The sequence below is a fragment of the Streptomyces caeni genome (genome assembly GCF_042678285.1).
Lineage (GTDB): Bacteria > Actinomycetota > Actinomycetes > Streptomycetales > Streptomycetaceae > Streptomyces > Streptomyces caeni.
The window spans coordinates 61,525-86,548 of sequence record NZ_JBHUDX010000024.1 but is presented as its reverse complement, the minus strand read 5'-3'; the positions used below and the strand labels follow the sequence as shown (position 1 = coordinate 86,548).

27 protein-coding genes are annotated in these 25,024 nt (G+C 71.8%); 10 read left to right on the top strand and 17 right to left on the bottom strand.

Annotated features, from left to right (window positions below):
- The 5 genes from ACFSL4_RS10285 to ACFSL4_RS10265 form a co-directional block, all read right to left on the bottom strand.
- Positions 1-262 (bottom strand): biotin/lipoyl-containing protein (locus ACFSL4_RS10285; protein WP_381080854.1); only part of this gene is annotated, 262 nt, incomplete at its 3' end.
- A gap of 62 nt (positions 263-324) precedes the next feature.
- Complete coding sequence (gene lpdA / locus ACFSL4_RS10280) at positions 325-1,713, bottom strand: dihydrolipoyl dehydrogenase (RefSeq protein WP_381080852.1); 1,389 nt, start codon at positions 1,711-1,713, stop codon at positions 325-327.
- A gap of 298 nt (positions 1,714-2,011) precedes the next feature.
- Positions 2,012-3,541, bottom strand: a complete 1,530-nt coding sequence (locus ACFSL4_RS10275; RefSeq protein ID WP_381080850.1) for a leucyl aminopeptidase — start codon at positions 3,539-3,541, stop codon at positions 2,012-2,014.
- 464 nt (positions 3,542-4,005) lie between these two features.
- Positions 4,006-4,611: an RDD family protein gene (locus ACFSL4_RS10270; protein ID WP_381080848.1), complete on the bottom strand. Its 606-nt coding sequence runs from the start codon at positions 4,609-4,611 to the stop codon at positions 4,006-4,008.
- Positions 4,612-4,735: 124 nt separating this feature from the next.
- Positions 4,736-5,518 (bottom strand): adenosylcobinamide-GDP ribazoletransferase, encoded by a 783-nt coding sequence (locus tag ACFSL4_RS10265; RefSeq protein WP_381080846.1) that lies wholly within the window; start codon positions 5,516-5,518, stop codon positions 4,736-4,738.
- Positions 5,519-5,606: 88 nt separating this feature from the next.
- Here ACFSL4_RS10265 and ACFSL4_RS10260 point away from each other — a divergent pair, with 88 nt between their 5' ends.
- Positions 5,607-6,368, top strand: a complete 762-nt coding sequence (locus ACFSL4_RS10260) for a hypothetical protein (protein WP_381080844.1) — start codon at positions 5,607-5,609, stop codon at positions 6,366-6,368.
- Here the strand turns inward: ACFSL4_RS10260 and ACFSL4_RS10255 are convergent.
- The 3 genes from ACFSL4_RS10255 to cobT form a co-directional block, all read right to left on the bottom strand.
- On the bottom strand, positions 6,266-7,009 hold the full coding sequence (locus ACFSL4_RS10255) for a hypothetical protein (RefSeq protein ID WP_381080842.1): 744 nt from the start codon (positions 7,007-7,009) through the stop codon (positions 6,266-6,268). The genes ACFSL4_RS10260 and ACFSL4_RS10255 overlap by 103 nt on opposite strands.
- Positions 7,010-7,019: 10 nt before the next feature.
- Positions 7,020-8,834 carry a phosphatidylglycerol lysyltransferase domain-containing protein gene (locus ACFSL4_RS10250; RefSeq protein ID WP_381080840.1) on the bottom strand — a complete coding sequence of 605 codons (1,815 nt, stop codon included), beginning with the start codon at positions 8,832-8,834 and terminating at the stop codon, positions 7,020-7,022.
- 84 nt (positions 8,835-8,918) lie between these two features.
- Positions 8,919-10,043, bottom strand: a complete 1,125-nt coding sequence (cobT, locus tag ACFSL4_RS10245; protein WP_381080838.1) for a nicotinate-nucleotide--dimethylbenzimidazole phosphoribosyltransferase — start codon at positions 10,041-10,043, stop codon at positions 8,919-8,921.
- Between the two features lie 182 nt (positions 10,044-10,225).
- On the opposite strand from cobT, the gene ACFSL4_RS10240 reads away from it, so the two are divergent.
- Positions 10,226-11,254, top strand: coding sequence for a class I SAM-dependent methyltransferase (locus tag ACFSL4_RS10240; RefSeq protein WP_381080836.1), 1,029 nt, complete (start codon positions 10,226-10,228; stop codon positions 11,252-11,254).
- A 211-nt stretch (positions 11,255-11,465) separates the two neighbouring features.
- Here ACFSL4_RS10240 and ACFSL4_RS10235 read toward each other — a convergent pair whose 3' ends face one another.
- Positions 11,466-12,665: a bifunctional adenosylcobinamide kinase/adenosylcobinamide-phosphate guanylyltransferase gene (locus tag ACFSL4_RS10235; RefSeq protein WP_381080834.1), complete on the bottom strand. Its 1,200-nt coding sequence runs from the start codon at positions 12,663-12,665 to the stop codon at positions 11,466-11,468.
- A gap of 186 nt (positions 12,666-12,851) precedes the next feature.
- On the opposite strand from ACFSL4_RS10235, the gene ACFSL4_RS10230 reads away from it, so the two are divergent.
- A complete protein-coding gene (locus tag ACFSL4_RS10230; RefSeq protein ID WP_381080832.1) occupies positions 12,852-13,064 on the top strand; it encodes a hypothetical protein in 213 nt (70 codons plus the stop codon).
- A 156-nt stretch (positions 13,065-13,220) separates the two neighbouring features.
- Here ACFSL4_RS10230 and ACFSL4_RS10225 read toward each other — a convergent pair whose 3' ends face one another.
- Together ACFSL4_RS10225 and ACFSL4_RS10220 are read right to left on the bottom strand one after the other, a co-directional pair.
- Positions 13,221-13,925: a class I SAM-dependent methyltransferase gene (locus ACFSL4_RS10225; RefSeq protein WP_381080858.1), complete on the bottom strand. Its 705-nt coding sequence runs from the start codon at positions 13,923-13,925 to the stop codon at positions 13,221-13,223.
- An 80-nt stretch (positions 13,926-14,005) separates the two neighbouring features.
- Positions 14,006-14,635, bottom strand: coding sequence for a DUF3043 domain-containing protein (locus tag ACFSL4_RS10220; protein WP_381080830.1), 630 nt, complete (start codon positions 14,633-14,635; stop codon positions 14,006-14,008).
- A 312-nt stretch (positions 14,636-14,947) separates the two neighbouring features.
- On the opposite strand from ACFSL4_RS10220, the gene ACFSL4_RS10215 reads away from it, so the two are divergent.
- From ACFSL4_RS10215 to ACFSL4_RS10200, 4 genes are all read left to right on the top strand, one after another.
- Positions 14,948-15,739, top strand: coding sequence for a PspA/IM30 family protein (locus ACFSL4_RS10215; RefSeq protein ID WP_381080828.1), 792 nt, complete (start codon positions 14,948-14,950; stop codon positions 15,737-15,739).
- Positions 15,740-15,777: 38 nt separating this feature from the next.
- Positions 15,778-16,059 (top strand): PspA-associated protein PspAA, encoded by a 282-nt coding sequence (gene pspAA / locus ACFSL4_RS10210; protein ID WP_381080826.1) that lies wholly within the window; start codon positions 15,778-15,780, stop codon positions 16,057-16,059.
- A gap of 239 nt (positions 16,060-16,298) precedes the next feature.
- Complete coding sequence (locus ACFSL4_RS10205; RefSeq protein WP_381080824.1) at positions 16,299-17,534, top strand: sensor histidine kinase; 1,236 nt, start codon at positions 16,299-16,301, stop codon at positions 17,532-17,534.
- 22 nt (positions 17,535-17,556) lie between these two features.
- Positions 17,557-18,237, top strand: a complete 681-nt coding sequence (locus ACFSL4_RS10200) for a response regulator (protein ID WP_381080822.1) — start codon at positions 17,557-17,559, stop codon at positions 18,235-18,237.
- A gap of 8 nt (positions 18,238-18,245) precedes the next feature.
- On the opposite strand, the gene ACFSL4_RS10195 is transcribed toward ACFSL4_RS10200, so the two are convergent.
- Together ACFSL4_RS10195 and ACFSL4_RS10190 are read right to left on the bottom strand one after the other, a co-directional pair.
- Positions 18,246-18,443, bottom strand: a complete 198-nt coding sequence (locus ACFSL4_RS10195) for a DUF397 domain-containing protein (RefSeq protein WP_381080820.1) — start codon at positions 18,441-18,443, stop codon at positions 18,246-18,248.
- Positions 18,422-19,267, bottom strand: a complete 846-nt coding sequence (locus ACFSL4_RS10190; RefSeq protein WP_381080818.1) for a helix-turn-helix domain-containing protein — start codon at positions 19,265-19,267, stop codon at positions 18,422-18,424. Before ACFSL4_RS10190 ends, ACFSL4_RS10195 begins: the two co-directional genes overlap by 22 nt.
- Before the next feature lie 156 nt (positions 19,268-19,423).
- Between ACFSL4_RS10190 and ACFSL4_RS10185 the strand changes: the two genes are divergently transcribed.
- Complete coding sequence (locus tag ACFSL4_RS10185) at positions 19,424-19,723, top strand: hypothetical protein (RefSeq protein ID WP_381080816.1); 300 nt, start codon at positions 19,424-19,426, stop codon at positions 19,721-19,723.
- Positions 19,724-19,977: 254 nt separating this feature from the next.
- Here the strand turns inward: ACFSL4_RS10185 and ACFSL4_RS10180 are convergent, their stop codons facing one another.
- The 3 genes from ACFSL4_RS10180 to ACFSL4_RS10170 all read right to left on the bottom strand — a co-directional run bounded on the left by ACFSL4_RS10180 (position 19,978) and on the right by ACFSL4_RS10170 (position 22,114).
- Positions 19,978-20,364, bottom strand: a complete 387-nt coding sequence (locus ACFSL4_RS10180) for an LppU/SCO3897 family protein (RefSeq protein WP_381080814.1) — start codon at positions 20,362-20,364, stop codon at positions 19,978-19,980.
- A 373-nt stretch (positions 20,365-20,737) separates the two neighbouring features.
- A complete protein-coding gene (locus ACFSL4_RS10175) occupies positions 20,738-21,181 on the bottom strand; it encodes a hypothetical protein (protein ID WP_381080812.1) in 444 nt (147 codons plus the stop codon).
- Between the two features lie 39 nt (positions 21,182-21,220).
- A complete protein-coding gene (locus ACFSL4_RS10170) occupies positions 21,221-22,114 on the bottom strand; it encodes a hypothetical protein (protein ID WP_381080810.1) in 894 nt (297 codons plus the stop codon).
- A 313-nt stretch (positions 22,115-22,427) separates the two neighbouring features.
- Here ACFSL4_RS10170 and ACFSL4_RS10165 point away from each other — a divergent pair, with 313 nt between their 5' ends.
- Together ACFSL4_RS10165 and ACFSL4_RS10160 are read left to right on the top strand one after the other, a co-directional pair.
- Positions 22,428-22,874, top strand: coding sequence for a hypothetical protein (locus ACFSL4_RS10165; RefSeq protein WP_381080808.1), 447 nt, complete (start codon positions 22,428-22,430; stop codon positions 22,872-22,874).
- Between the two features lie 438 nt (positions 22,875-23,312).
- Positions 23,313-23,651: a L,D-transpeptidase family protein gene (locus ACFSL4_RS10160; protein WP_381080806.1), complete on the top strand. Its 339-nt coding sequence runs from the start codon at positions 23,313-23,315 to the stop codon at positions 23,649-23,651.
- Positions 23,652-23,731: 80 nt separating this feature from the next.
- On the opposite strand, the gene nadA is transcribed toward ACFSL4_RS10160, so the two are convergent.
- On the bottom strand, positions 23,732-24,916 hold the full coding sequence (gene nadA, locus ACFSL4_RS10155; RefSeq protein ID WP_381080804.1) for a quinolinate synthase NadA: 1,185 nt from the start codon (positions 24,914-24,916) through the stop codon (positions 23,732-23,734).
- Positions 24,917-25,024 lie beyond the last annotated feature (108 nt).

Genomic DNA, 25,024 nt, shown 5'->3' with positions numbered 1-25,024 from the left:
CCGGAGCGGCCGCGGGGGCCCCCGTGCCGTCGTCGATGACGGCCAGCTCGGCGCCGACCTCGACCGTCTCGTCCTCGGCGACCTTGATGGAGGTCAGCACGCCGGAAGCGGGCGCCGGGATCTCGGTGTCGACCTTGTCGGTGGACACTTCGAGTAGCGGTTCGTCGGTCTCGACGCGCTCGCCCTCGGCCTTCAGCCAGCGGGTGACGGTGCCCTCGGTGACGCTCTCACCGAGCGCCGGAAGGGTTACGGAAACCGGCATGGTTTCGGTTGCTCCTTACGAATTGCGGAAGTCTGTGTCGTCGCGCCCGAAGACTGAAAGCGTCAGTCGTGGGAGTGGAGCGGCTTGCCCGCGAGGGCGAGGTGGGCCTCGCCGAGCGCCTCGTTCTGCGTCGGGTGGGCGTGGATGAGCTGGGCCACCTCGGCCGGCAGCGCCTCCCAGTTGTAGATCAGCTGGGCCTCGCCGACCTGCTCGCCCATGCGGTCGCCGACCATGTGGACGCCGACCACGGCACCGTCCTTGACCTGGACGAGCTTGATCTCGCCCGCGGTCTTGAGGATCTTGCTCTTGCCGTTGCCCGCCAGGTTGTACTTCAGAGCGACGACCTTGTCCGCGCCGTAGACCTCCTTGGCCTTGGCCTCGGTGATGCCCACCGAGGCGACCTCCGGGTGGCAGTACGTCACCCGCGGCACGCCGTCGTAGTCGATGGGGACGACCTTCAGACCCGCCAGTCGCTCCGCCACCAGGATGCCTTCGGCGAAGCCGACGTGCGCGAGCTGGAGCGTCGGGACCAGGTCACCGACGGCGGAGATGGTCGGGATGTTGGTCCGCATGTACTCGTCGACGAGGACGTGACCGCGGTCCATGGCGACCCCGGCCTCCTCGTAGCCCAGGCCCTGGGAGACCGGCCCGCGGCCGACGGCGACGAGGAGGACCTCGGCCTCGAACTCCTTGCCGTCGGCGAGGGTGACCTTGACACCGTTCTGGGTGTACTCGGCCTTCTGGAAGAAGGTGCCCAGGTTGAACTTGATGCCGCGCTTGCGGAAGGCGCGCTCAAGGAGCTTGGAGGAGTTCTCGTCCTCGACCGGCACGAGGTGCTTGAGGCCCTCGATGATCGTGACGTCGGCGCCGAAGGACTTCCATGCGGAGGCGAACTCGACGCCGATGACGCCGCCGCCCAGGATGATCGCGGACTGCGGCACGCGGTCCAGGACGAGCGCGTGGTCGGAGGAGATGATGCGGTTGCCGTCGATCTCCAGGCCGGGCAGCGACTTCGGCACGGAGCCGGTGGCCAGCAGGACGTGGCGGCCCTGGATCCGCTGCCCGTTGACGTCCACCGAGGTCGGGGAGGACAGCCGCCCCTCACCCTCGATGTAGGTCACCTTGCGGGAGGCGATCAGGCCCTGCAGACCCTTGTACAGGCCCGAGACGACCTCGTCCTTGTACTTGTGGACGGCCGGTACGTCGATGCCCTCGAAACTGGTCTTGACACCGAACTGCTCGCTCTCGCGCGCCTGGTCGGCGATCTCGCCCGCGTGCAGCAGGGCCTTGGTGGGAATGCAGCCCCGGTGCAGGCAGGTGCCGCCGACCTTGTCCTTCTCGATCAGGGCGACGTCCAGGCCCAGCTGAGCCCCGCGCAGGGCCGCGGCGTAACCGCCGCTGCCACCGCCGAGGATCACTAGGTCGAAAACGGTGCTGGCGTCGTTCGCCACGTCACGTCCTCCATGCATGTGCGCCGTACGCCGGTCGTCGACGACCGGCAGGCGGCTGGTGTCCGGCCGCTCTTGCTTCGGCCCTTCGATGGGGCCCTGTCCTGCCGAGACCCCATCTTCGCACTTGTCGGCGGCGTGCGGGACGCCGGGCCGGGTGTGTGAAACGTCGGATCCATCACGCCGAATGGTCGCGCTTGCGGATATCGCACGGATTTGGTCTAAGGGGAGGGCCGTACCGGTACGACTGCGGCCCCGGGCTCCGCCGAACCCGGGGCCGCACTCCCGCGCGGGTGGGATATCAGCCCAGGTCGCCCACAGCGCTCAGCTCCGCGAGCCGGACCAGGGTGCGGACCGCCGACCCCGTGCCGCCCTTCGGCGTGTACCCGAAGGGGGCCTGCTCATTGAAGGCCGGGCCCGCGATGTCCAGGTGGGCCCAGGGGATGCCCTCGCCGACGAACTCCTTCAGGAACAGTCCGGCGACCAGGCCGCCGCCCATCCGCTCGCCCATGTTGGCGATGTCCGCCGTGGGGGAGTCCATGCCCTTGCGCAGGTGCTCGGGCAGCGGCATCGGCCAGGCGTCCTCGCCGACCTCGCCGGCGGCCTCGTGGACCGCGGTGCGGAAGGCGTCGTCGTTGGCCATGACCCCGAAGGTGCGGTTGCCGAGCGCCAGCATCATGGCGCCGGTCAGGGTCGCGACGTCCACGATCGCGTCCGGCTTCTCCTGGGAGGCCGCCCACAACGCGTCGGCCAGGACCAGCCGGCCCTCCGCGTCGGTGTTGAGCACCTCGACGGTCTTGCCGCTGTACATGTGCAGCACATCACCCGGGCGGGTGGCGGAACCGGACGGCATGTTCTCGGCGAGGGCGAGCCAGCCGGTGACGTTGACCTCCAGACCGAGGCGGGCGGCGGCCACGACCGCGGCGAAGACGGCCGCCGCGCCGCTCATGTCGCACTTCATGGTCTCGTTGTGACCGGCGGGCTTGAGGGAGATGCCGCCCGAGTCGTAGGTGATGCCCTTGCCGACGAAGGCCAGGTGCTTGCCGGCCCCGGCGTGCGTGTACGACAGCTTCACCAGGCAGGCCGGGGAGGCCGAGCCCGCGCCGACCCCGAGGATGCCGCCGTAGCCGCCTTTCTCCAGCGCCTTCTTGTCGAGCACCTGCACCTTCAGGCCGTGCTCTCGCGCCGCGGTCTGCGCGATGGCCGCGAAGGCCATCGGGGTGAGGTGGTTCGGCGGGGTGTTGATCAGGTCGCGGGCGCGGTTGAGCTCCTCGGCGACGGTGACGGCGCGCTCGACGGCCGCCTTGTACGCCTTGTCGCGGGGCTTGCCGCCGAGCACGGCGACCTCGGCGAGCGGGGACTTGCCGTTCTTGGCGTTCTTCCCGGTCGTGCCGTTGTCCTTGAACGTGTCGAAGGTGTACGCGCCGAGCAGCGCGCCCTCACCGATGGCGCCGACGTCGGCGGCACCGGTGACCGGCAGCGCGAAGACGGCCTTCTTGGAGCCGGCGAGCGCCCGGGCCGCGCAGCCCGCGGCGCGGCGCAGCGACTCGGCGGCGAACGCCTGGTCCTTCTCGGGCTCCGCACCGAGGCCCACCGCCACCACGACGGGCGCCTTGAAACCGGAGGGCGTGGGCAGCTTCGTCACCTCGCCCTCGGCGCCCGAGGCGCCCAGGGTCTGCAGGGTGGCGGCGAGCCTGCCGTCGTACGCCTGGTCCACGGCCTCGGCGCCCGGCGCGACGACCGGGCCCTCGGTGCCCTTCGCGACACCGACCACGATCGCGTCGGCCCGCAGGCCGGCCGCCGCGGCAGTGCTGAGAGTGAGAGCAGTCACGGTGGTGAAATCTCGCTTCCGATTGAGTTTCGGTGGCCGAACGGATGGGGTCGGCCGGCCCGGGAACCGACCCTAGATCCCTCCGAACGTCCGGTCTCTGCCTGGGCTGGGAATTGCCCGGCACGAGCCTACGCGCGGGGGGCGGTTTCGCTCATTCCTCACGGATTTCGCCGGTGTGTGGCGCTGGGCGACGACCCGTCGCCCCCTGCGGGGTGGCCTGGGTCACACCGGCCGGTCGGCGAAGCGCCGGCCCGGCGCTGTTGCCCGCCGGGCCGGAGCTTTGGTCCCGACTGCGACTCTGCCGCGCAATTACCCGGCGTGATGACACCGCGCCGATACGGCCGTCGGCGCGTCGCAGAAGCAGGCAGGCCGGGCCCGGCCGATGCCCTGGAGGGACAGCGCGTGACCGCCCGCCGAATTGAGCGGCAGAGTCGACTGCCGTCGGCCGAAGCGGAGTTGGCCGCTCAGAAGGTGTGAGCCGACGGCACGGCGGCGGCGCTGCCGAACCGGAACCCCTCCACCGCCGTGCCCGCCACCCGGTCTGCCAGCGAGCGGCGGCCGGCGGAGAGGACGGGCAGCGCGTTCAGGAAGAAGACCACCACCGCCGCCACCCACACCAGCACCGAGAGCACGAACTGGCCCTCGACGAGCAGGATGCAGGCCAGCGCGTACACGGCCACGTCCGCGGTCGTCGTCACGGCGGCCCGCAGCGCGGCCCGGCTCGGGGCGGCCGGCGTCACCTTCAGACCGGTCAGCGCCTTGCCCAGGGTGCGCCCGGCGAGAGCCAGCGACGCCCACTGGTAGAGGAAGGCCGCGACCACCAGCAGCCCGAAGCCCTGTTCGACGTACAGCACCGTCGTGTGCCACAGCGAGAGTCCGAGACCCTCCGAGGCGCGGACGACATCGCCCCGCGACGTCAGCAGGTCCAGGCCGCTCTTCGCCGCGAGGCCGGGCACGTCGGTGAAGAGCGCGGATATCCGGTGGAAGGTGAGCATCGCGAGCCCCGAGGCCGCCACGACCACCAGGGCGAAGTCGATGAACCAGGCAAGGAACCGACGGGTCTTCTGCACGGTCGTCCCCCGATGACGGTGAAGCGGATGGATGATCGATGTGTCACCTTAGCGTGCAAATCACCCGTGCAGAGCCGCGGTTGAACAGGGCTGCAGCAGGTCCGTGACGCACGGCGCACCCGGGTCAGCCGAGCGAGAGCACCACCAGCGCGGCCGTCGCCGCCGTCTCCGCGAGGCCGCCGAACACATCGCCCGTCACCCCGCCGAAGCGCCGGAGGCAGTGCCGCAGCAGCAGCTCCGCGGCGATGACCGCGACCACCACCGCAGCCGCCGCGCGGGCCGCCTCGGAAACCCCGGAGGGCGCTGCCCCGGCCGCCGCCGCCGTGGTGACGACGCCGGCCACCGCCAGGGCACCGCGCACCGGAACCACCTCCGCGACCGCGGCCCCCAGCCCCTCCGGCCGGGCGGCCGGCACCCCGCCGCGCGCGGCCAGTGTGAGGGCCAGCCGGGCGGCGGTGGCCGAGACGACGGCGGCCAGCGCCCCGCGCTCCCATGAGTGGCCGTACGCCTGTGCGAGGGCCGCCACCTGCGCGAGCAGTACGAACAGCAACGTGATCACACCGAACGGTCCGATGTCGGACCGCTTCATGATCCGCAGCGCCTCCTCGGCGGGCTTCCCGCTGCCGAGTCCGTCCGCGGTGTCGGCCAGCCCGTCCAGGTGCAGACCCCGGGTGAGCACGGCCGGCACGGCGGCGCCCGTGACGGCGGCGAGCAGCGGCCCGGCGCCCGCCAGGAGCACGAGCGAGCCCAGCAGGCCGGCGAGACCTCCGACCACCGCTCCGGCCAGCGGCGCGTACAGCATTCCGCCGCGCGCGGCGGACCGGTCCCACCGGGTGACCCGGACGGGCAGGACGGTGAGGGTGCCGAAGGCGAAGCGGAGGCCATGGCGGGACGATGACGTGAACACGGCCGCAGGGTACGTGACGACGGTGCCCGTCCCGGGCCCAGGAGGCCGCGAACAGGCAGTTCAGCGGGTCCGCGGGCAGACTTGCCCCATGGGCCACTGGCTGCAGCGCAACATCGTCGAGCCGGGCAAGCTGCCGTTGCTCCTCGCGCTGGCCGCGTTCGTCCTGACGTTCGTGATCACCCGGGTCATCACCCGGCTGATCCGGGCCGGCCGGGGCCCCTTCGGCAATGTGAAGGCGGGCGGCGTGCACATCCACCACGTCGTCCCCGGGGTCGTGCTCGTCGTCGTGGGCGGCTTCGGCGCGATCGCCAGTCGCGAGGGCGTCGGCTCCGGCGTCTTCGCCGTCCTCTTCGGCGTGGGGGCGGGCCTCGTGCTGGACGAGTTCGCCCTGATCCTGCACCTGGACGACGTCTACTGGACCGAGGAGGGCCGCCAGAGCGTGGAGGTCGTCGTCATCACCGCGGCCCTGGTCGGCCTGGTCCTCGCCGGGTTCGCGCCCTTCGGCGTCAACAACGTCTCCGCGGAGGAACTGCAGAACCGCGGCGGCGTCATCGTGACCGTCGGCGTGAACTTCCTCTTCTCCCTGCTCGCCCTGAGCAAGGGCAAGACCCGCGTCGCGCTCTTCGGAGCGATCATCCCGCTGGTCGCGCTGGTCGGCGCCATCCGCCTGGCCCGCCCCGGATCGCCCTGGGCGAGGCGGTTCTACCGCCGCCGTCCGCGCGCCCGCGCCAAGGCCGGTCTGCGCGCCTACCGCCACGACCGACGCTGGACCGTCCCGCGCCGCAGGGTCCAGGACTGGATCGGCGGCAGGCCCGATCCGCGGTTCACCGGGCCGCCCGGCCGCCGGTGACGGCGCAGCGCGGACAGCCCGCACAGCGTCAGCACCGCCGCGATGGCGGCGATGTGCTCCTTGCCCGCGAGGTTCCCCTTCACCAGCAGCTCCCCGATCATCGCGGCGATCACCGCGCCCCCGGTGAACAGCGCGCGGTAGCGCCAGCACAGGAACAGGGCGAGCCCGATCACCGCCGCCGACGGGCCGGTGTCGACGACCTGTGCGTCGGTCGCGGACAGCCCCAGCGGATGGTGCGGGCCCAGGCCGATGGCCACCCGCGCGTACATCGTGCCGGCGAGCGTGGCGACGTACGCGATGCCCAGCGTGCGCCACCAGCCCAGACAGATCTCGGCGATCCCGAACACGAAGAGGATCTGCAGCAGCGCCCCCCACACCGGCAGGTCCAGGGCCGGCACGAAGAGGGAGAGCGGAGTGCGCAGCAGGGCGCGCGGAAGCGGTTCCTCGGCCCGCACGGACCCGACGGCCTGTACGAACCCGAAGCCCCACGGCTGGTTCTGCACGAACTGCAGGACCGACGTCAGGCACACGGCCCCCAGCGTCATGGGTATCGCCCGCCGGCCCCGCCGTGCGAGGGCCCCGCGCACGGCGGCGTACAGCGGTCCGCCTTCGGCGCGGGCCAGGCGGGCGAGGATGCTCATCCAGCGGCCCTCATCTGTCCGGCTCTCCTCTTCTGTGTGACTGAAGGTGCCTGCGGTGCAGGCACTTCGGCAGTCCCGGGGCCTCCAGGAACCCCTCGGCGCACGCCGAGGCGACGCCGATGCGCAACAGGTCCGCGCTCTTCTCGAAGAGCAGGAACCGGGGTTCCCAGATGGGCCGGTACTTCGCGTTGGCCCGGTACAGCGACTCGATCTGCCACCAGCGCGAGAAGAAGCTGAGCAACGAGCGCCACAGCCGCAGCACCGGTCCGGCACCAAGGCGCGCACCACGTTCAAAGACGGATCGGAACATCGCGAAGTTGAGTGAGACCTGGGCCACCCCGATCTCCCGGGCGCGGCGCAGCAGTTCGATCACCATGAACTCCACGAGCCCGTTCTCGGAATCCCGGTCGCGTCGCATCAGATCGAGGGAGAGGCCGTGCGGCCCCCATGGAACGAAGGACAGCAGCGCCCGCAGCCGGCCGTCGGCGTCCGTGCACTCGAGCATCACGCACTGCCCGTCCTCGGTGTCGCCCAGCCGCCCCAGCGCCATGCTGAACCCGCGCTCGGTGGCGCCGTCGCGCCAGTCGTCGGCCTTGTCGAGGAGGTACGCCATCTCCTCGGCGGGAATGTCCGCGTGACGCCGGATGCGGACGGTGTACCCGGCGCGTCTCACGCGGTTGCACGCCTGCCGCACCGTGCGCATCCCCCGCCCGTCGAGGGTGAACTCGCCCACGTCCACGATGGCCTCGTCGCCGAGTTCGAGCGCGTCCAGCCCGTGCCGCGTGTACACGGTCCCCGCCTCCTCACTCGCGCCCATCACGGCCGGGATCCAGCCGTGCGCGCGTGCCTGGGCGAGCCAGGGCTCGATGGCGCCGGGCCATGCCTCCGGATCGCCGAGGGGATCGCCGGAGGCGAGCGAGACACCGCCGACGACCCGGTACACGACCGCCGCCTTGCCGGTGGGCGACCAGATCACGCTCTTCTCCCGGCGCAGCGCGAAGTACCCGAGCGAGTCGCGGGCACCGTGCGTGGCGAGCAGTGCCCGCAGCCGCCTCTCGTCGTCCTCGGTGATCGGGTCGACGGCGCGCCGGGAGCGGAAGGCGGCGTACAGGACGGCGAGGACGAGCAGGGTGCTGAAGGCGTTGATGGTGACGTTCACCCAGTTCGGCGTGGCGATCCCGGGGTGGTGCGCCTTGCTGCCGGCGGTGACCGAGACGAGCCGCATCGCGCCGTAGCGCCAGCGGTCCAGGAAGGCCGAACGGTGGGCGTCGTGCGCGGTGTTGGCGAGGGTCACCAGGAGCGCGGCGAGCAGCGAGGAGACGAGCAGGCCGCCGGCGCCGACGACGGCGGCCAGCCGCGGGTTGGACCGGTCGCCCTTGGCGTAGAACTCCCGCCGCCCCACCAGGAGCGAGCCGACGAAGACCGCGGTGAGGAGCAGGGAGAGCCAGTTCTGCGCGTACTGCCGGATCTCGGGGAAGGCCATGGCGAACGCGAACAGCAGCAGGAACGGCCCGCTGAGCGCCATGTTGAGGATCCAGGCGGCCCGCTTGCGCCGCCGCATGGTGACCGCGAGGAACATCGTGAACACGCCCGAGGCGAAACCCGCGGTCAGCAGGTACGGCGTGAAGAGGTCGGCCTGGTTGTGGCGCCGCACGTCCTGCCCGAGCGCCACCCATACGGCGGAGAGGAAGTTGATGAACGTGACGGCGCGCAGGTACCAGACCGCGATCGCTGCGGCCCGCCGGGAGGCCCGACCGGACCGCCGTGTCCCGCCCGCCGGCCGAACCGTGCGTTCCCGTTCCGCAGTAAACAGGGCATCTCCCATGAAGGGGGATGATATGGGGCGCTCGGGGGTGTGCCGGGGAGTGGTGCGCGACGGAATCCGCCGGGCCTGCCGCGGCCCCGCCGGCTACTCGCCCTCCTGCTCGCCCTTCTCCTTGTCCTCCTCCTCGCGCTTCTCCTCGCCCTTCCCCTCCTTCTCCTGCCCCTCGTCCTGCCCCGGCAGCTCCGCGGCCAGTGCGGCCGCCGCCTGCACCAGCGGCAGCGCCAGCAGCGCTCCGACCCCCTCGCCGACGGTCACACCGTGGTCGAGCAGCGGCTGCAGCGCCATCCGGTCCAGCGCCTTGGCCTGCGCCGGCTCCCCGCTCGTGTGCCCGGCCAGCCACCAGTCCGGCGCGCGGAACGCGATCCGCTGGGCGACCAGCGCGCACGCCGCGGACACCACACCGTCCAGGATCACCGGGGTCTTGCGCACCGCGCACTGCAGCAGAAAGCCCGTCATGGCGGCCAGATCGGCCCCGCCCACCGCCGCCAGCAGCTGCAACTGATCACCCAGTACCGGCCGGGCCCGCCGCAGCGCGTCCCGTACGGCCGCGCACTTGCGCATCCAGGCCAGGTCGTCGATCGCCAGGCCGCCGCGCCCGGTCACCACCGACGCGTCCGTCCCGCACAGCGCGGCGGTCAGCACCGCCGCCGGCGTCGTGCCGCCGACGCTCACGTCGCCGAGGACCACCAAGTCCGTCCCGGCGTCCGCCTCTTCGTCCGCGACCGCCATCCCCGCCCGGAACGCCGCCTCCGCCTCCTGGAGCGTCAGCGCGTCCTCGACGTCGACCCGCCCGCTGCCGCGCCGCACCCGGTGTCGTACGACGTCCTCCGGCAGCTCCCTCGGATCGCAGTCCAGCGCCATGTCGACCACGCGCACGGGCACGTGCTGCCGCCGCGCCAGGATCGCCACCGGACTGGCGCCCTTCAGCACCGCCCGCACCAGCCGGGCCGCGCCGCCCGCGGGCCGCCTCGACACGCCGAGGGCGGCCACCCCGTGGTCGCCCGCGAACAGCACCGCGCGCGGCCGCTCGATCGGCCGCGCCGGTACCGCGGACTGCGCGGCCGACAGCCACTCACCCAGGTCGTCGAGGCGGCCCAGCGCCCCCGGCGGCACGGTCCGACGCTCCCGGCGCGCCTCGGCGTCGCGGCGCACCGCGCCGTCGGGGCGCTCGATCAGGTCGGTGAAGTCGTCGAGATTAAGCGAGCTCATTCGCCGAACAGTACCGGGACGGATCGAACGCGGCGGCGCCGTGTCGGCGGCACGTCCCCGCGTCCGTGAACTGAGCCCCGTACGTACCGTTTGGGCACGTATTGTCGTTCTCCTCCATGGCCACGATCACCCCTGTCCGCCCCGTCGTACGCCGCCCGCCGCACCCGCCACAGGAGCCGCCCATGCACCCCACCCCGCCGACGGACGGCGCGCACCCCGCCCGGTACCCCGGCGAACCCGCCGGGAACACCGGCCGGTCGTACCCGACGCCCCGCGAGGGCTGCCCGTGGTGCGGCTCGACGCGGCCGCACACCCGGCTGCGCGTCCCCGGCCCGGGACGGCACGGGCCGGGCCCGCTCGTCGTGTACGAGTGCCGGGACTGCGCCCATGTCGTCGGCCACCCGGAGGACACGGGCACCGAGGGTCCCGCCGAACGCGCCCCCACCGCCCGCGCGGGCACCCGCCGCCACCGGGCTGCGGCCCGCGCCATGCTGCCCTTCCCGGAACCGGAGAGCTGGCTCGACGTCGGCACCGGGCACGGCCGTTTCCCCGAGGCGGCACGGGAGATCCACCCCTACACCTCTTTCGACGGCCTCGACCCCACCCTCCGCGTCGAGGAGGCACAGGCCGCGGGCCGCGTCGAGGAGGCCCACCGCGGCCACCTCACCGACCCGGGGATCATCGCGCGGCTGCGCTCCCGCTACGACGTCGTCAGCATGCTCCACCACCTGGACCACACCCGCGACCCGCGCGCGGAACTGCGCGCCGCCCTCACGGTGCTGCGGCCCGGCGGCCATCTGCTCATCGAAGTCCCCGATCCCGACTGCCTCTTCCGCGCTCTGCTCGGCCGATGGTGGATGTCCTACGGCCGGCCCGGCCACCTCCAGCTGATGCCGCTGCGCAACCTGACGGCCGAACTGGAGGCCCTGGGCTGCACGATCGTCGGCACCGACCGCCGCGAGCCGCACACGCCGTACGACCTCGCGGGCGCCCTGGCGCTTGTCGTGGCCCGCGCGCTGCCGACCCCGGGCGACCTCCCGGAGCGGCCGGTCTTGCCGAGACGGCTCCGGCGCCTGCTGCACACGGCCCTGAGAGGGGCGGCCGCACCGCTGCTCGCGACGGCCGCCGCCCTGGACCACACGCTCGCACCCCTGGCGCGGCGCACCCGCTTCTCCAACGCCTACCGGATCGTCGCCCGCACCCCGCCCTGAGGGCCTGTTCCGAGTTCCCCGCCCGCGCCCCGGGGCCCGGCACGCACGCCGCCGCACGGCGCCGCAGGACAGGTGGCCGCGCCACATGACCTGCGGCGCCGCACGCCGATCGCACGCTCCCCCACGCTCGGCCGCGCTCGCGCGGGCGGTGCCCCCCACGACACCGCCGCGCCCGCGCTCCGCGCGGACGACGGGGAACTCGGAACAGGCCCTAGCCGCGCAGCGGCAGCGCCTGCCCGGCCACCACCAGCAGCACCTGCTCGCACTCCGCCGCGAACGCCGCGTTCAGACGGCCGAGTTCGTCCCGGTAGCGGCGGCCCGACGCCGTCGCCGGCACGATGCCGGAGCCGACCTCGTTCGAGACGGCGACGAGGGTCCGGCGGGTGGCACGCACCGCCGCCCCCAGCTCCTCCACCCGCGCCCGCAGCGCCCGCTCGCCCCCGCCCGACCACTCCGCGTCGTCCCACGCGTTCACCGCGTCCATCGCGTCGGTCAGCCACAGCGCCAGACAGTCGACCAGCAGCGGCGGCCCGTCCTGCGCCAGCAGCGGCACGAGATCGCAGGTCTCGCGGGTGTGCCAGGACCCGGGCCGCCGCTCCCGGTGCGCGGCCACCCGCGCCGCCCACTCGGTGTCCCCGTTGCGCGACCCGCCCGTCGCCACGTACAGCACGTCCGGGAACGCCTCCAGCCGCCGTTCCGCCTCCGCCGACTTGCCCGACCGGGCCCCGCCCAGCACGAGGGTGCGCCGCGGCACGTCCGGGACGTCCTCGTAGGCGCCCACGGTCAGCGTCGTCCCGTCCGGCACCGCCCGTGCCCCCGCCGCCGCGAGCCGCCGCCGCGACTCGGCGCCCGGCGGCACGTCGTGGCCGATGTGCGCGGCGATGACATCGGTGGTGGGCCCGAGCGCCCCCGCCGCACGCAGCCTCGCCAGCGCGTCCGGCCGCCCCACGACGTCCGCGATCACCATGTCGTACGGCTCCGCGGGCCCCTCCAGGCCCGCGGGCGCGGCACCCGGCGGCAGATACAGCAGCCGGGGCCCCTCAGGTCCGGTCACCGCGTAACCGGTGCCCGGCGCGTCCGTCGCCAGCGCCCGCACCCGGTGCCCGGTCAGCAGCGCCAGCTCCCGCCCGTCCGGCACCCGCACGGGCCGCGGCAGGCCGGCCGGGACCTCGACCGCCGGCCCGTCGTGCGGATGCGACAGCAGCACCTGCCGTACGCCGGCCAGCGAGTGCCCGGCCCGCGCCGCCGCGAACGCCGCGCCGGGCGTGAGGTCCAGCAGCAGCGCCCCGTCCACGAGCACGGCGGTCGCCGCCCGCGCCTCCTCCCCGAGCGCACGTGCGCAGGCCGCGCAGGGACAGTCGGGGCGGGGGAGTCCCGCGGGGGCACCGGTGCCGAGCAGAGTCACGTCCACGGAGCCGATTTTCCCGGGTCACCGCAGGCGACGCGCGCCCAGGTCCGCCCCGCGGTCCCGCGGCCGCACGCCACCGATGATCCATGGTCCTCTCCTCCCGGCCGGTGGGAAACACATAGGCTCGGGGCAGCGGCCGGACCTGGATCCGGCTCCTGCTCTGCGTGTGCTCACATCTGGGAGGCGTACATGGTGGCGTGGACGTGGCGGTTCGAGAAGGCCGACGGGACGGAGGTCCGGCCCGCGGTCGCGCCCGAGGAGTTCTCCACGCAGGGGGACGCCGAGTCCTGGCTCGGGGAGCACTGGAAGGAACTGCTCGCCGGGGGCGCCGACCAGGTGCGGCTGTTCGAGGACACGACGGAGATCTACGGTCCGATGAGCCTGCACGCCGACGAGTCGTAGACCGCCGGGCGGGGGCCCACCGCCCTCGCCCACCCCTTTCGGCGGCGGCCCGCAGCCCACCCCTTTCGGCGGCGGCCCGCAGCCCACCCCTTTCGGCGGCGGCCCGCAGCCCACCCCTTTCGGCGGCGGCCCGCAGCCCACCCCTTTCGGCGGCCCTCAGCCACGTACCCCGCACAGGTGCAGCAGCGCGGCCACCCGCCGGTACGGGTCCGTGCGCCCCGCCCGTTCCTCCACGGCCAGCAGGCTGTCCACGTCCTGCGGGACCTCCGCCCCGTCCGCCGCCGTGTCGGTGAAGACGCGCACCCCGTACCACGCGTGCAGCGGCGCCCCGATCCCCGCGAGCGTCGCGGTCAGCGTCTCCAGCCGGTCGGCCCGCACATCGAGCCCCAGCCGGTTCGTATACGCGGTGGTGTCGAAGGCGGCCAGCGCCGTGGCCCAGTCCCCGTAAAGGCCGGGCCGCATCGCCAGCGCGTCCCCGTTGCGGACGAGCAGCGACAGCAGTCCGCCGGGTGCGAGCATCCGGGCCAGCCCCGCCACCAGCGGATCGGGCTCCTCCACATACATGAGCACCCCGTGGCACAGCACGACGTCGAAGCTGCCGGGCAGGAAGTGCACCCCCGTGTCCCGCCCGTCGCCCTCGATGATCCGCACCCGCTCCCGGATGCCCTCGGGCTCGCCGGACAGGGCCGCACGGGCCGCGGAGATCATCGTCGGATCCTGTTCCACCCCGGTGACCTGGTGCCCGACCCTGGCCAGGCGCAGTGCCTGCGTACCCTGGCCCATCCCCACGTCGAGCACCCGCAGCCGCCGGCCCACCGGGAACCGCCCGGCTATCTGCTCGTCGAGCTGCCGGGCGACCAGCTCCTGCCGTACGACGTCACGCAGACCGCCGAGCCGGCTCAGCCAGGCGTCGGCCGCATCCTCGGAGAACGCAGCCGTGCTCAGGGCCGCTCTCCGCGCTTGACCTGCGGCTTCGGCAGCCGGAGCCGACGCATCTGCAGGGAGCGCATCAGGGCGTACGGGATCGCGCCCCTCTTGCTCTGGTCGGGGAAGCGCTCCTGCAGCTGCTTCCTCAGCCGGAACGCGGAGACGATCGAGTCGATCACGATGAGAACGATCACGACGAGCCACAGCATCAGCGCGATGCTCTGCATCGAGGCCACCCGCACCATGCTCAGCACGAGAATGATCACGGCCATCGGCAGGAAGAACTCGGCGACGTTGAAGCGGGCGTCGACGAAGTTGCGGGCGAACTTGCGGACGGGGCCCTTGTCCCGCGCCGGAAGGTACCTCTCGTCACCGCCGGCCAGCGCCTCACGCTGTTTCGCCAGCTGGACGCGGCGCTCCTCGCGCTGCCGCTTGGCGGCGTCCTTGCGCGTCATCGAGGTATTGGCGACGCTGCGACGCTGGGCCTGGGCCTCACTGCGTTTGGGCGTCGGCCGGCCCTTCGGGGCCTGGGGGTCACGGGGCTGCTTGGAGTCGGTCACCGGCGCCTTGTCGGCGACCTGGGCCTTCTCTTCCTTGGCACGGCTACGGAACACGAAACCCAAGGGTACGGGGTCTGCGCGCATGGACCCCCGATCAGTGGGGAACGATCCGGCAACACCGGTCGTCTGTACATGGGACAGAGGGGCCTCAAAAGGGAAAGACCGCCGACGTTCTTCCATGTTCTTCCGGAAGGCGGCTGAGGGAATCCGGGAGCCACCCCGTACGTAACCCGGGGGGCACCTACTCCCTACGCCGGAGCGGGACCGTTGCGCAGTCGTCCTTGCGGATGACCGCATCCGTCCTCGAACAGTGCGGTAATGGAGGCAGGGCCCGTACTGTGGGTTCTGTCGCAGATCTGTGAGCTGGAGTCCGTCAGAAGGGGGCGCGCGAAGCCCATGAGCGGTGTCATGAAGCGTATGGGGATGATCTTCCGCGCGAAGGCGAACAAGGCCCTTGACCGGGCCGAGGACCCGCGCGAGACCCTCGATTACTCGTACCAGAAGCAGCTGGAACTGCTGCAGAAGGTGCGCCGCGGCGTCGCGGACGTGGCGACGAGCCGCAAGCGCCTCGAACTGCAGCTCAACCAGCTCCAGAGCCAGTCCACCAAGCTTGAGGACCAGGGCCGCAAGGCGCTCGCCCTCGGCCGCGAGGACCTGGCCCGCGAAGCGCTGTCGCGGCGGGCCGCGCTCCAGCAGCAGGTGACCGATCTGGAGACCCAGCACCAGACCCTGCAGGGCGAGGAGGAGAAGCTCACCCTGGCGGCGCAGCGTCTCCAGGCGAAGGTGGACGCCTTCCGCACGAAGAAGGAGACCATCAAGGCCACCTACACCGCGGCCCAGGCGCAGACCCGGATCGGCGAGGCGTTCTCCGGCATCTCCGAGGAGATGGGCGACGTAGGCCTGGCGATCCAGCGTGCCGAGGACAAGACGGCCCAGCTGCAGGCCCGCGCGGGTGCCATCGACGAGCTGCTCGCCTCGGGCGCGCTGGACGACCCGTCCGGCATGGCCAAGGACGACATCCAGGCCGAACTGGACCGGCTCTCCGGCGGCACGGACGTCGAGCTGGAGCTGCAGCGCATGAAGGCGGAGCTGGCCGGGGGGTCGGCCACGCAGCCCCAGGCGATCGAGGGCGGCACGGGCCAGGGCCAGTCCCAGCCGCAGGACACGCCGCGCTTCGACAAGCAGTAGCCCAGTCACCCACGGGTCCCACGCCTGAGGAGGGCGACATGATCGTGCGGATCATGGGGGAGGGGCAGGTGCAGCTCGACGATGCCCACTTCACCGAACTGAACAAGCTGGACGACGAGCTGCTCCGGGAGGTGGAGGGCGGCGACGAGCAGGGCTTCCGCCGCACGCTGAACGCCCTCCTGGAGGCGGTCCGCCGCCTGGGCGCCCCTTTGCCGGACGACTCCCTGGAACCGTCGGAACTGATCCTGCCGTCGCCCGGGGCGAGCCTCGCGGAGGTCCGCGAGATGCTGGACGACGACGGCCTGATCCCGGGGGGCTGAGACCAGGGCACCGCCTGGCCGTACCAGCCCGTCCGGCGATCTGGGCTGGGTACTGCCTGGCCGGAGCCGGGCCGCACCAGTCCGTCCGGCGTCTGAGGACGAGGCCGTTCAGGCCGAAAGCGGGGGTGCGGGGGCGGCGGCCCCCGTACGGCACGACCACCGCGGGTGCCGCTCACCGCCCCTGGGCACCCCGACCCGACCGTTCCGCCCGGCGCAGCCGCCCCGTACCGTGAACAAGCGTGAGCACCCTGGAACGCACCCGGTGCCGAATGCGCGCCCACCCCCTGGCTCTGGACGCCGCCCTCGCCTTCTGCGTCCTCCTCTGCATGGTGGCCGGTTCCTTCCTCGGTCCCCAGAACGAGGACGGCTCCTCGTGGGGCACGCGCACCCCGAACGCGCCCAGCCTCGCCCTCATGGTGCTCGGCACGGCGGCACTCGTCCTGCGCCGGCGCGCCCCCATGACCGTCCTCGCGGTCACGGCAGCCCTCTCCCTCGTGGAACTCGTCACCGCCGACCCCCGTGCCCCCGTGGCGATGTCGGCCGTGGTCGCCCTCTACACCGTCGCCTCCACCACCGACCGGCCCACCACCTGGCGGGTCGGCCTGCTCACCATGACCGTCCTGACCGGCGCCGCCATGCTCGACGGTCCCCTTCCGTGGTACGCGCAGGAGAACCTCGGACTGTTCGCCTGGACGGGCATGGCCGCGGCCGCCGGAGACGCCGTACGCAGCCGCCGCGCATTCGTGGACGCCATCAGGGAGCGCGCCGAGCGGGCGGAACGCACCCGCGAGGAGGAGGCCCGGCGCCGCGTCGCCGAGGAGCGGCTGCGCATCGCCCGCGACCTGCACGACGTCGTCGCCCACCACATCGCCCTGGTCAACGTGCAGGCCGGGGTCGCCGCGCACATCATGGACAAGCGGCCCGACCAGGCGAAGGAGGCCCTCTCCCACGTCCGCGAGGCCAGCCGCTCCGCGCTCAACGAACTGCGCGCCACCGTCGGCCTGCTCCGGCAGTCCGGCGACCCGGAGGCCCCCACCGAGCCCGCTCCCGGGCTCGCCCGCCTCGGCGAACTCGCCGACACCTTCCGCAACGCCGGCCTCCCGGTCGAGGTGGCCCGGGCCGACCACGGCAGCACGCTGCCCGCCGCCGTCGACCTCGCCGCGTACCGCGTCATCCAGGAGGCCCTGACCAATGTGCAGAAGCACGCGGGCCACGAGGCGAAGGCCGAGGTCACCGTCGTACGCGTGGGACCGAACGTGGAGATCACGGTCCTCGACGACGGAACGGACGAGGACGCCGGACAGCCCGGCGGCGACGAGGAACACGGCGGGCACGGCCTGCTCGGCATGCGGGAGCGGGTCACCGCCCTCGGCGGCGCCCTGACCACCGGTCCCCGCTACGGGGGCGGCTTCCGGGTCCATGCGATCCTGCCCGTCAGGAACCACGCGGCGGCGGCAGCCGGGAAGACCGTGTGACCACCGTCCAGGGAGGGCCTGTATGACCATCCGCGTCCTGCTCGCCGACGACCAGGCGCTGCTGCGCAGCGCGTTTCGCGTACTCGTCGACTCGGAGCCGGACATGGAGGTGGTGGGCGAGGCGTCCGACGGCGCCGAGGCGGTACGGCTGGCCGGGGAACAGCACGCCGACGTCGTCCTCATGGACATCCGGATGCCCGGCACGGACGGCCTCGCCGCCACCCGGCTGATCAGCGCCGACCCGGCCCTCGCCCAGGTGCGGGTGGTCATACTGACGACCTTCGAGGTGGACGACTACGTCGTGCGGTCGCTGCGCGCCGGGGCGTCCGGCTTCCTCGGCAAAGGAGCCGAGCCCGAGGAACTGCTGAACGCCATCCGGCTCGCAGCCGGCGGTGAGGCACTGCTGTCGCCCGCTGCCACCAAGGGGCTCATCGCGCGTTTCCTGGCCCAGAGCGACAGCGACGACGGCCGCGACCCGGCCCACTCCGACCGGCTCGGCACCCTCACCGGCCGCGAGCGCGAGGTGCTCATCCAGGTCGCCGGCGGCCACTCCAACGACGAGATCGCCGAACGCCTGGAGGTCAGCCCGCTCACGGTGAAGACACACGTCAACCGGGCCATGGCGAAACTGGGTGCCCGCGACCGGGCCCAACTCGTCGTCATCGCCTACGAGTCGGGCCTGGTGCGCCCGAGGGCGGACTGACCGCCGTCCTACGCCTTCAGCGAGTCGACGAACGCGTCCCAGGCGGCGGCCGGGACGACGATCACGGGACCTCGGGGGTTCTTGCTGTCGCGTACGGGGACGACGCCGTGGAGATCATCGGCGATCTCCACACAATTGCCCCCGTTCGCATTGCTGTAGCTGCTCCGGCGCCACCGGACGGAGTTCAGCTCGGGGGTGTGTCGCATGGTTGGCAGTCCTCCATCGCCTGTCGGATCAGCTCTGCCGAGGCGGCCGGTGGGAGGGCGTTGGCGCGGAGGACTTCGTACCGCCGCCGCCACTTCTTCACTGAGTCCCGGTCCTCGTGGAGGTGACCGACCTCGATGCCCTCTTCATAGGCCACGGCCGAGCCGTTGGGAAGGGTCAGCAGGGTCAGCGCGCCGCCCATCAGGTAGTGCGGACCGGCACTGAAGGGCATCACCTGGACCTTGCTGTCCGGAGTATCCACCTGCGCGAGCAGTGAGGCCAGTTGTTTGTACATGGACTCTCTGCCGCCGAACGGCCGCCGGAGGACCGCCTCGTCGATGATCGCCCAGCGGAGCGGGGGCTGGGCCGAGCGGAGACGTTCTTTGCGCGACATACGGGCGTTGACGAGTTCTGCCACCTTCTCCCCAGGCAGCTCTTCCTGAAGGCTGAGCTGAGCTTCGGCGTACTCCCTCGTCTGCAACAGCCCCGGGATGACCTGGGGCTCATAATTCTCGACGACCTCGGCCTGCGCCTCGAAGTCCATGAACCGCCGGTACTGGTCCGGATGCGCCTCGCGCTTGGCCAGTTGGTACAGCCCGTGGAAGTGCCGGTCCGTGCCGAACGCGGCGTCGAGCCGGTCGGGCAGGTCCGGCGGTGGCATCAACTCCGCCGTCTCGACGCGTGCCAGCGTGCTCTTGCTGGAGTTGAGGATGTCCGCGAGCTGCAGCAGCGACAGCTTGGCGGCCTCGCGGTGGCGGCGCTGCTCGGCGCCGAAGTAGTGGCGGGCGGAGAGGTAGGGGGTCAGGGTCTGCGGCTTGAACGTCATCGGTCTCGCCTCCCGGGCTGATCGTCCCGTTCTCGACGATGGGACGGGGCGCTCCTGTTCAGGGCCTGTGCCGCACAGTGACGATGGCGCCACAGAAGGTAACGACCAGTGATCCGGTCCCGCAGCGGAATGACCGGATCCGGAGGGAGCGACGAGATGATGCGCGACGGACGGGACGGGGCGGCGCTGCGCCTGCTCCCGTGGACGACGCCGGAGGGCGCCCTGTGCTACCTGAGCACGGACGACCCGGAGAGTCTCCTGTCCCGCCTGGCCGACCGACTGGAGGCGGACCTCCTCGACTCGGCGCGGTTCATCCTGGCCGAGGCCAGGCCGCTGCTCGCCGACGAGGCCACGGGGAGGCGGGAGTTGCGCTTCACGGGCGTACAGCCGGCCGCGGCGCTGGCGGACGCGCTGCGGATCGCGGCGAGCAGAGGCGAGCGCCTGCCGGAGAGCTGACCTCACCCTGCGGGAGTCGGCCTGGGCGATCCGGGACGCACCCCAACGCGCCGTCTGGATCTGGGGCATCACCGACAGCCCGCTCCTGCCGGGAACTTGAAACCGCGCTGGTGGACGGCAGAGCGGTGCGCAGTTCCCGAACCCGTCGTCATCGCATCGCTGCGGAAAACGAGGTCCGCAACAGCCGGGCACGAGTGATTCGGCAGGTTGCGAGGCCGGCGGTGTCGGCCTCGCAACCTTCGTCATGCGAATGCCTACTGGTTCTTGCCCAGGCAGAGCACCACGTTGGTGCGGCCGGTCTCGGTGTACCAGGCCACCACACCGGGAACGCTCTTGCACTGGTCACCGTTGCCGGTGTCCTCCCGCAGGACCTTGTACGCGGCCTTGGGGTCCTTGCAATCGATCACGTGCACATCCGGATTGTCGTCCGTACCACTCACCTGGACGCAGTCACCGGCATTGGCGGTAGAGGGGTCACCGGTCACCTCGTCGTAGATCATCCAGATCACGAAAGCGATCAGCCCGATACCCAAGCGGATCAGCAGCTTCTTGAGGGCGCGGGCGCCCTTCTTGGGCGGTTGTGGCGCCGGAGCCTGCGGTACGGAGTAGGCGGGATCTTGGTAGGAGGACGCTGTTGTCACTGGTCCCTCGAAGGTCAGCCGCAGTGGGCAGAGGTGAGGGCGAACATATTAGCGATCACGTAATGAAGGTCACTGCGTGAAGACGGAACGAGACCGTCGGGTATTCATATCGTGATCAAGGGCCTACCGCTCCTCATCGGTGAGCGGGAGGGGGGTCTTGAACCCATGCCTGGTCGCTGCGGGCATCCCGAACGGTGTTGGATGTCCTGGTCGCCCGCTTTCGCGCCGTGTCCCGTGACACGGATCGTGTCCGTGGTCCGGGACACGGGGCCGGTGTCCTCAGGTGCCCGGTCCCGCTCGCCGAAGAGGCGGCCATGTCGTGCGGCAACGGTCGTCGAGCAGTACGAGCTCCTCCAGTATCCGGGCGGACGGCTCAGTCTCCGGACCAGCCCCAGAAGTAGATCTCCTGTGGCGTCCCGTGCTCGTCGTGCAGTACCGCGCAGCGGCCGAACCAGCGCTCGCGAGCGAGGTCCCGGATCGCGGGGACGTGTTCGCGGGTCAGTCGTTCGGTGCCGGCGGCCTGACGGGCCTCTTCGGAGGTCACCGGCTGCACCGCGCAGACCTCGGGCTCCTCGTCTTCCCGCTGAACATGGAAGACATCGAGAACCGAGTGGGTGCCGGAGTGCTGCGTCAACTCGTCGGCCCGCAGTTCATCCAGGGTCGAAGGCCGCGGTCGGCGCTCCTCCTCGGGAAGCCAGTCACCGCCCCGCACCCAGAAGTAGTCACCGGCAAGGAACACTCGCTGCCGCAACTCCTCCAGCGCGGCGCCAAGATCCACCTGGTAGGGCACGTAGTGGTCCCAGGCCGAAGCACCCATCGTGCACTCCCTCCGAGCCGAACCGGTCGGCGGCCAGGCTCACCCGACGTCCGTCGGGAGCGTGATGGTCCCCGTGTACGGGCCTTGGGCGCGTTCCGTCACGTCCTGGCTGTAGCGGAGGTTCTGGCCGCGGTAGGGGATGAGGAAGGTGCACCGGAAGCGGTGTGACCTGATGCGGTACGTGGTGGCGTCGAGGGAGAGCACCTCCTCGACGTTCTGAACGACGATCCGGTCCTCGGGAGCCGTGATGCCCGCCGCGCGCAACTTCTCAAGGGTCGGGGCGAGTTCGCGTACCGCCTTCTTGACGGCGCCCCGGTCCCGTACGGCGGTCAGGGCGGCCGGCGCGGTGCTCACGCTCAGCTCGACCTGTCCGGCAGCGGAGGTCACGGCCAGGACCCCGGAGCCCGTGTGTTCCTCCCGGGCGTACGCCCCGAACGCGTCGAGCGCGGCGACGGGGTCCTCCACGGCGTTCGCGATCGCCGGGTCGGAGAGGGCACCGCTCTTCCACCGCGCCTCCGTTCCCCCCTTCTTGACGTATCCGGTCCCGTCGACCACGTAGACCTCTTCGGGCTTCGCGACGCCCTTGGTGTACGTCGTTCCCGTGGAGTGGAGTGCCAGGGGGCTCTGCGTGCGCCGTACCGTGGCCTTGTACGTCGCGGTGCTCTGACTCCCCTGGTACAGCAGGCCCTCGTTCCCCTTGACGGTGAACGTCCAGCCCTTCTGCCCGGACATGGCCTCCCTCGCCCGGGCGAGGAACTCCTCGGGCGTCCTCGGCTCGGAGGGTGCTGATGTCGGCTTCGTTGTGGTTGCGGAGGCGGAGCCCACCGGAGTTCCGGAAGCCGTCGACCCGCTCTCGGCGCACCCGGACAGCGACAGCGAGACGAGCGAAACGGCGGGGAGCGCCAGCAGGGCGACGCCGGGACGAGGTCTCACGCGTGCACTCCTTCAAGATCGGAAGATGCCCGGTTGTACACGAGTCGGGACCGTCCAGGCCAACGTGCGGACAAACAGGGGCGAACGAGTCTTCCGCCGTGGGCTCGGCTCGGCCCAGGAGTTCGCCCCTGTCGAAGGCAGATGGCTGTAACGGACATGCACAGGGCGGAAAGGTTGTGCGCGCGCTGCGAGTTCTCCCTGTGGCATTCGTCATGTCCGTGACCCGTGATGTTCCTGCGTTGGCATGCGCTTGACCAATTCGGGGGGACCAATTGGCTCCTCCCCCGGAGCCGAGTTGAAGGGGTGGGGTCCCATGGGCAAGGCGGTCGAGGGCGTTCCGGTCCAGGGCGTTCCGTACGCGGACCGGATGCGGCCTTGCGCGGCTGCCTTGGTCGCGCGCCTCACCGCCCGCAACCGGCTGCCGCTCGACTACTCCGTGGCCAGTCTGCGGGTGGTCGATTTCCTGGTCGACGGGCTGCGCAAGGGCCTGGCCGACCCGGAGCGGCTGTCCGGCACGCTCTTCGGTCTCGGCGCGTACGTCGGTGAGGTGCTCGTGCGCCGCGCGGGCGCGGTCTGGGTGGACTTCGACGCCGATCAGCGCGCCTACTTCGGGCAGTCGGTCGGCGTGCGCATGCCCGACGGGCGCGTGTGGAACCCCCTCGGCAAGGTGCGCAACCGATTCGATGTGGGCGGCTCGGAGGAGTCGTTGCAGACCTTCTGGCTGACGCTGCACGGGCGGGCCCGGACGTCCGCCGCCTGAGAGCCTGCTCCCTCCGAGGCCGTCGGTCGTCGGCCGGCGCGTCCGCCTCTCCGGCGACGTCCGCCACGTCGGGTCACACCGCATCCGCGTCCGCCGGTGCGTCCCACACCGCCACGCAGGGAAGTGCCGGGACGGGAACGGGAACGGCGACCGGCTCCGGGCAGGGCGGCGGCACGGCCGCACCGCACTTCCCCGTGCCGGTCGACGTCGGTGGCGCCACCCAGGTCATCACGGTCGAGGCCCGCGGTTCGTATGCCACCGTGACCGCCTGGGCCAAGGGATCCGCCGGCTGGAAGGAGCAGTTCGCCACGACTGCCGGGCGCGTCGGATCGAACGGTGTGGTGGACGGGGCGACGCGGCGGCAGGGGACCTACACCACCCCCTCCGGGACGTACACGATCACCGAGGGGTTCCGGCGTGGGGGCGAGCGGGACGAGCATGCCGTACCACGTCGTCAACGACACCGACTGGTGGGTGGAGGACCCCGAGTCCGCGTACTACAACTCGATGCACGGCGAGGCGGGCGCCGACTTCCCGCTCACCGAGGCCGGCGACCGCGGCAGCGAGCACCTCGTCAACTACCCCACCCAGTACGCGAAGGCACTCGTCATCAACTTCAACCGGTGGCCCGCCACGCCCGGCCGTGGTGCCGGGATCTTCCTGCACGTCAACGGTTCCGGGGCCACGGCCGGCTGTGTGTCCGTGCCGAGGGCCACCATGGACCGGATCATGGGCTGGATCAGCCTGGGCGCTCATCCGCGTATCGCCATCGGCTGAGCCGCTGTGGCCGCGCGCCGCGGCCACAGCGGAGGGGCGCCCTTCCGGGCGCCCCTCGGTGACGTCGGCGGCAAGGAGGGTTACGGCAGCGCCAGCATCCGCTCCAGCGCCAGCTTCGCGGACGCCTCCGTCTCCTTGTCGACCTCGATGCGGTTGACCAGGTTGCCCTCGGCCAGGGACTCCAGCGCCCACACCAGGTGCGGCAGGTCGATACGGTTCATGGTCGAGCAGAAGCACACCGTGCGGTCGAGGAAGACGATCTCCTTGCCCTCCGGAGCGAAACGGTTCGCCAGCCGCCGTACGAGGTTCAGCTCCGTGCCGATGGCCCACTTGGAGCCCGCCGGCGCCTCCTGAAGCGTCTTGATGATGTACTCCGTCGAGCCCACGTAGTCGGCCGCGGTCACGACCTCGTGCGTGCACTCGGGGTGGACCAGCACGTTGACGCCGGGGATCCGCTCGCGCACCTCGTTCACCGAGTCGAGGCTGAAGCGGCCGTGCACCGAGCAGTGCCCCCGCCACAGGATCATCTTCGCGGCGCGCAGCTCGTCGGCCGTCAGCCCGCCGTTCGGCTTGTGCGGGTTGTAGACGACACAGTCGTCGAGCGACATGCCCATGTCCCGCACCGCCGTGTTGCGGCCCAGGTGCTGGTCCGGCAGGAAGAGGACCTTCTCGCCCTGCTGGAAGGCCCACTCCAGGGCCCGCTTCGCGTTCGAGGAGGTGCAGATGGTGCCGCCGTGCTCGCCGGTGAACGCCTTGATGTCGGCGGAGGAGTTCATGTACGAGACCGGCACGACCTGCTCGGCCACCCCCGCCTCGGTCAGCACGTCCCAGCACTCGGCGACCTGCTCGGCCGTGGCCATGTCGGCCATCGAGCACCCCGCCGCCAGGTCCGGCAGGACCACCTTCTGCTGGTCGTTCGTCAGGATGTCCGCCGACTCCGCCATGAAGTGCACACCGCAGAACACGATGTACTCGGCCTCGGGCCGCGCCGCCGCGTCCCGCGCCAGCTTGAAGGAGTCGCCCGTGACGTCCGCGAACTGGATGACCTCGTCGCGCTGGTAGTGGTGGCCCAGCACGAAGACCTTGTCGCCGAGCTTCTCCTTGGCCGCGCGGGCCCGTTCGACCAGGTCCGGGTCGGAGGGGGACGGCAGGTCGCCGGGACACTCGACGCCCCGCTCGCTCCTCGGGTCGGCATCGCGGCCGAGCAGCAGCAGGGCGAGGGGCGTCGGCTGTACGTCGAGCTCCTGGGTCTGGGCGGTGGTCACGACACGCACCCTTTCTGTTCTGCGGTCCGCCGGCCCGGGAGCGGGCCGGCGAGACATGCGGTACACGCCTTTTCGTCGAATTGACGCTATCTATCATAACCGGTTCAC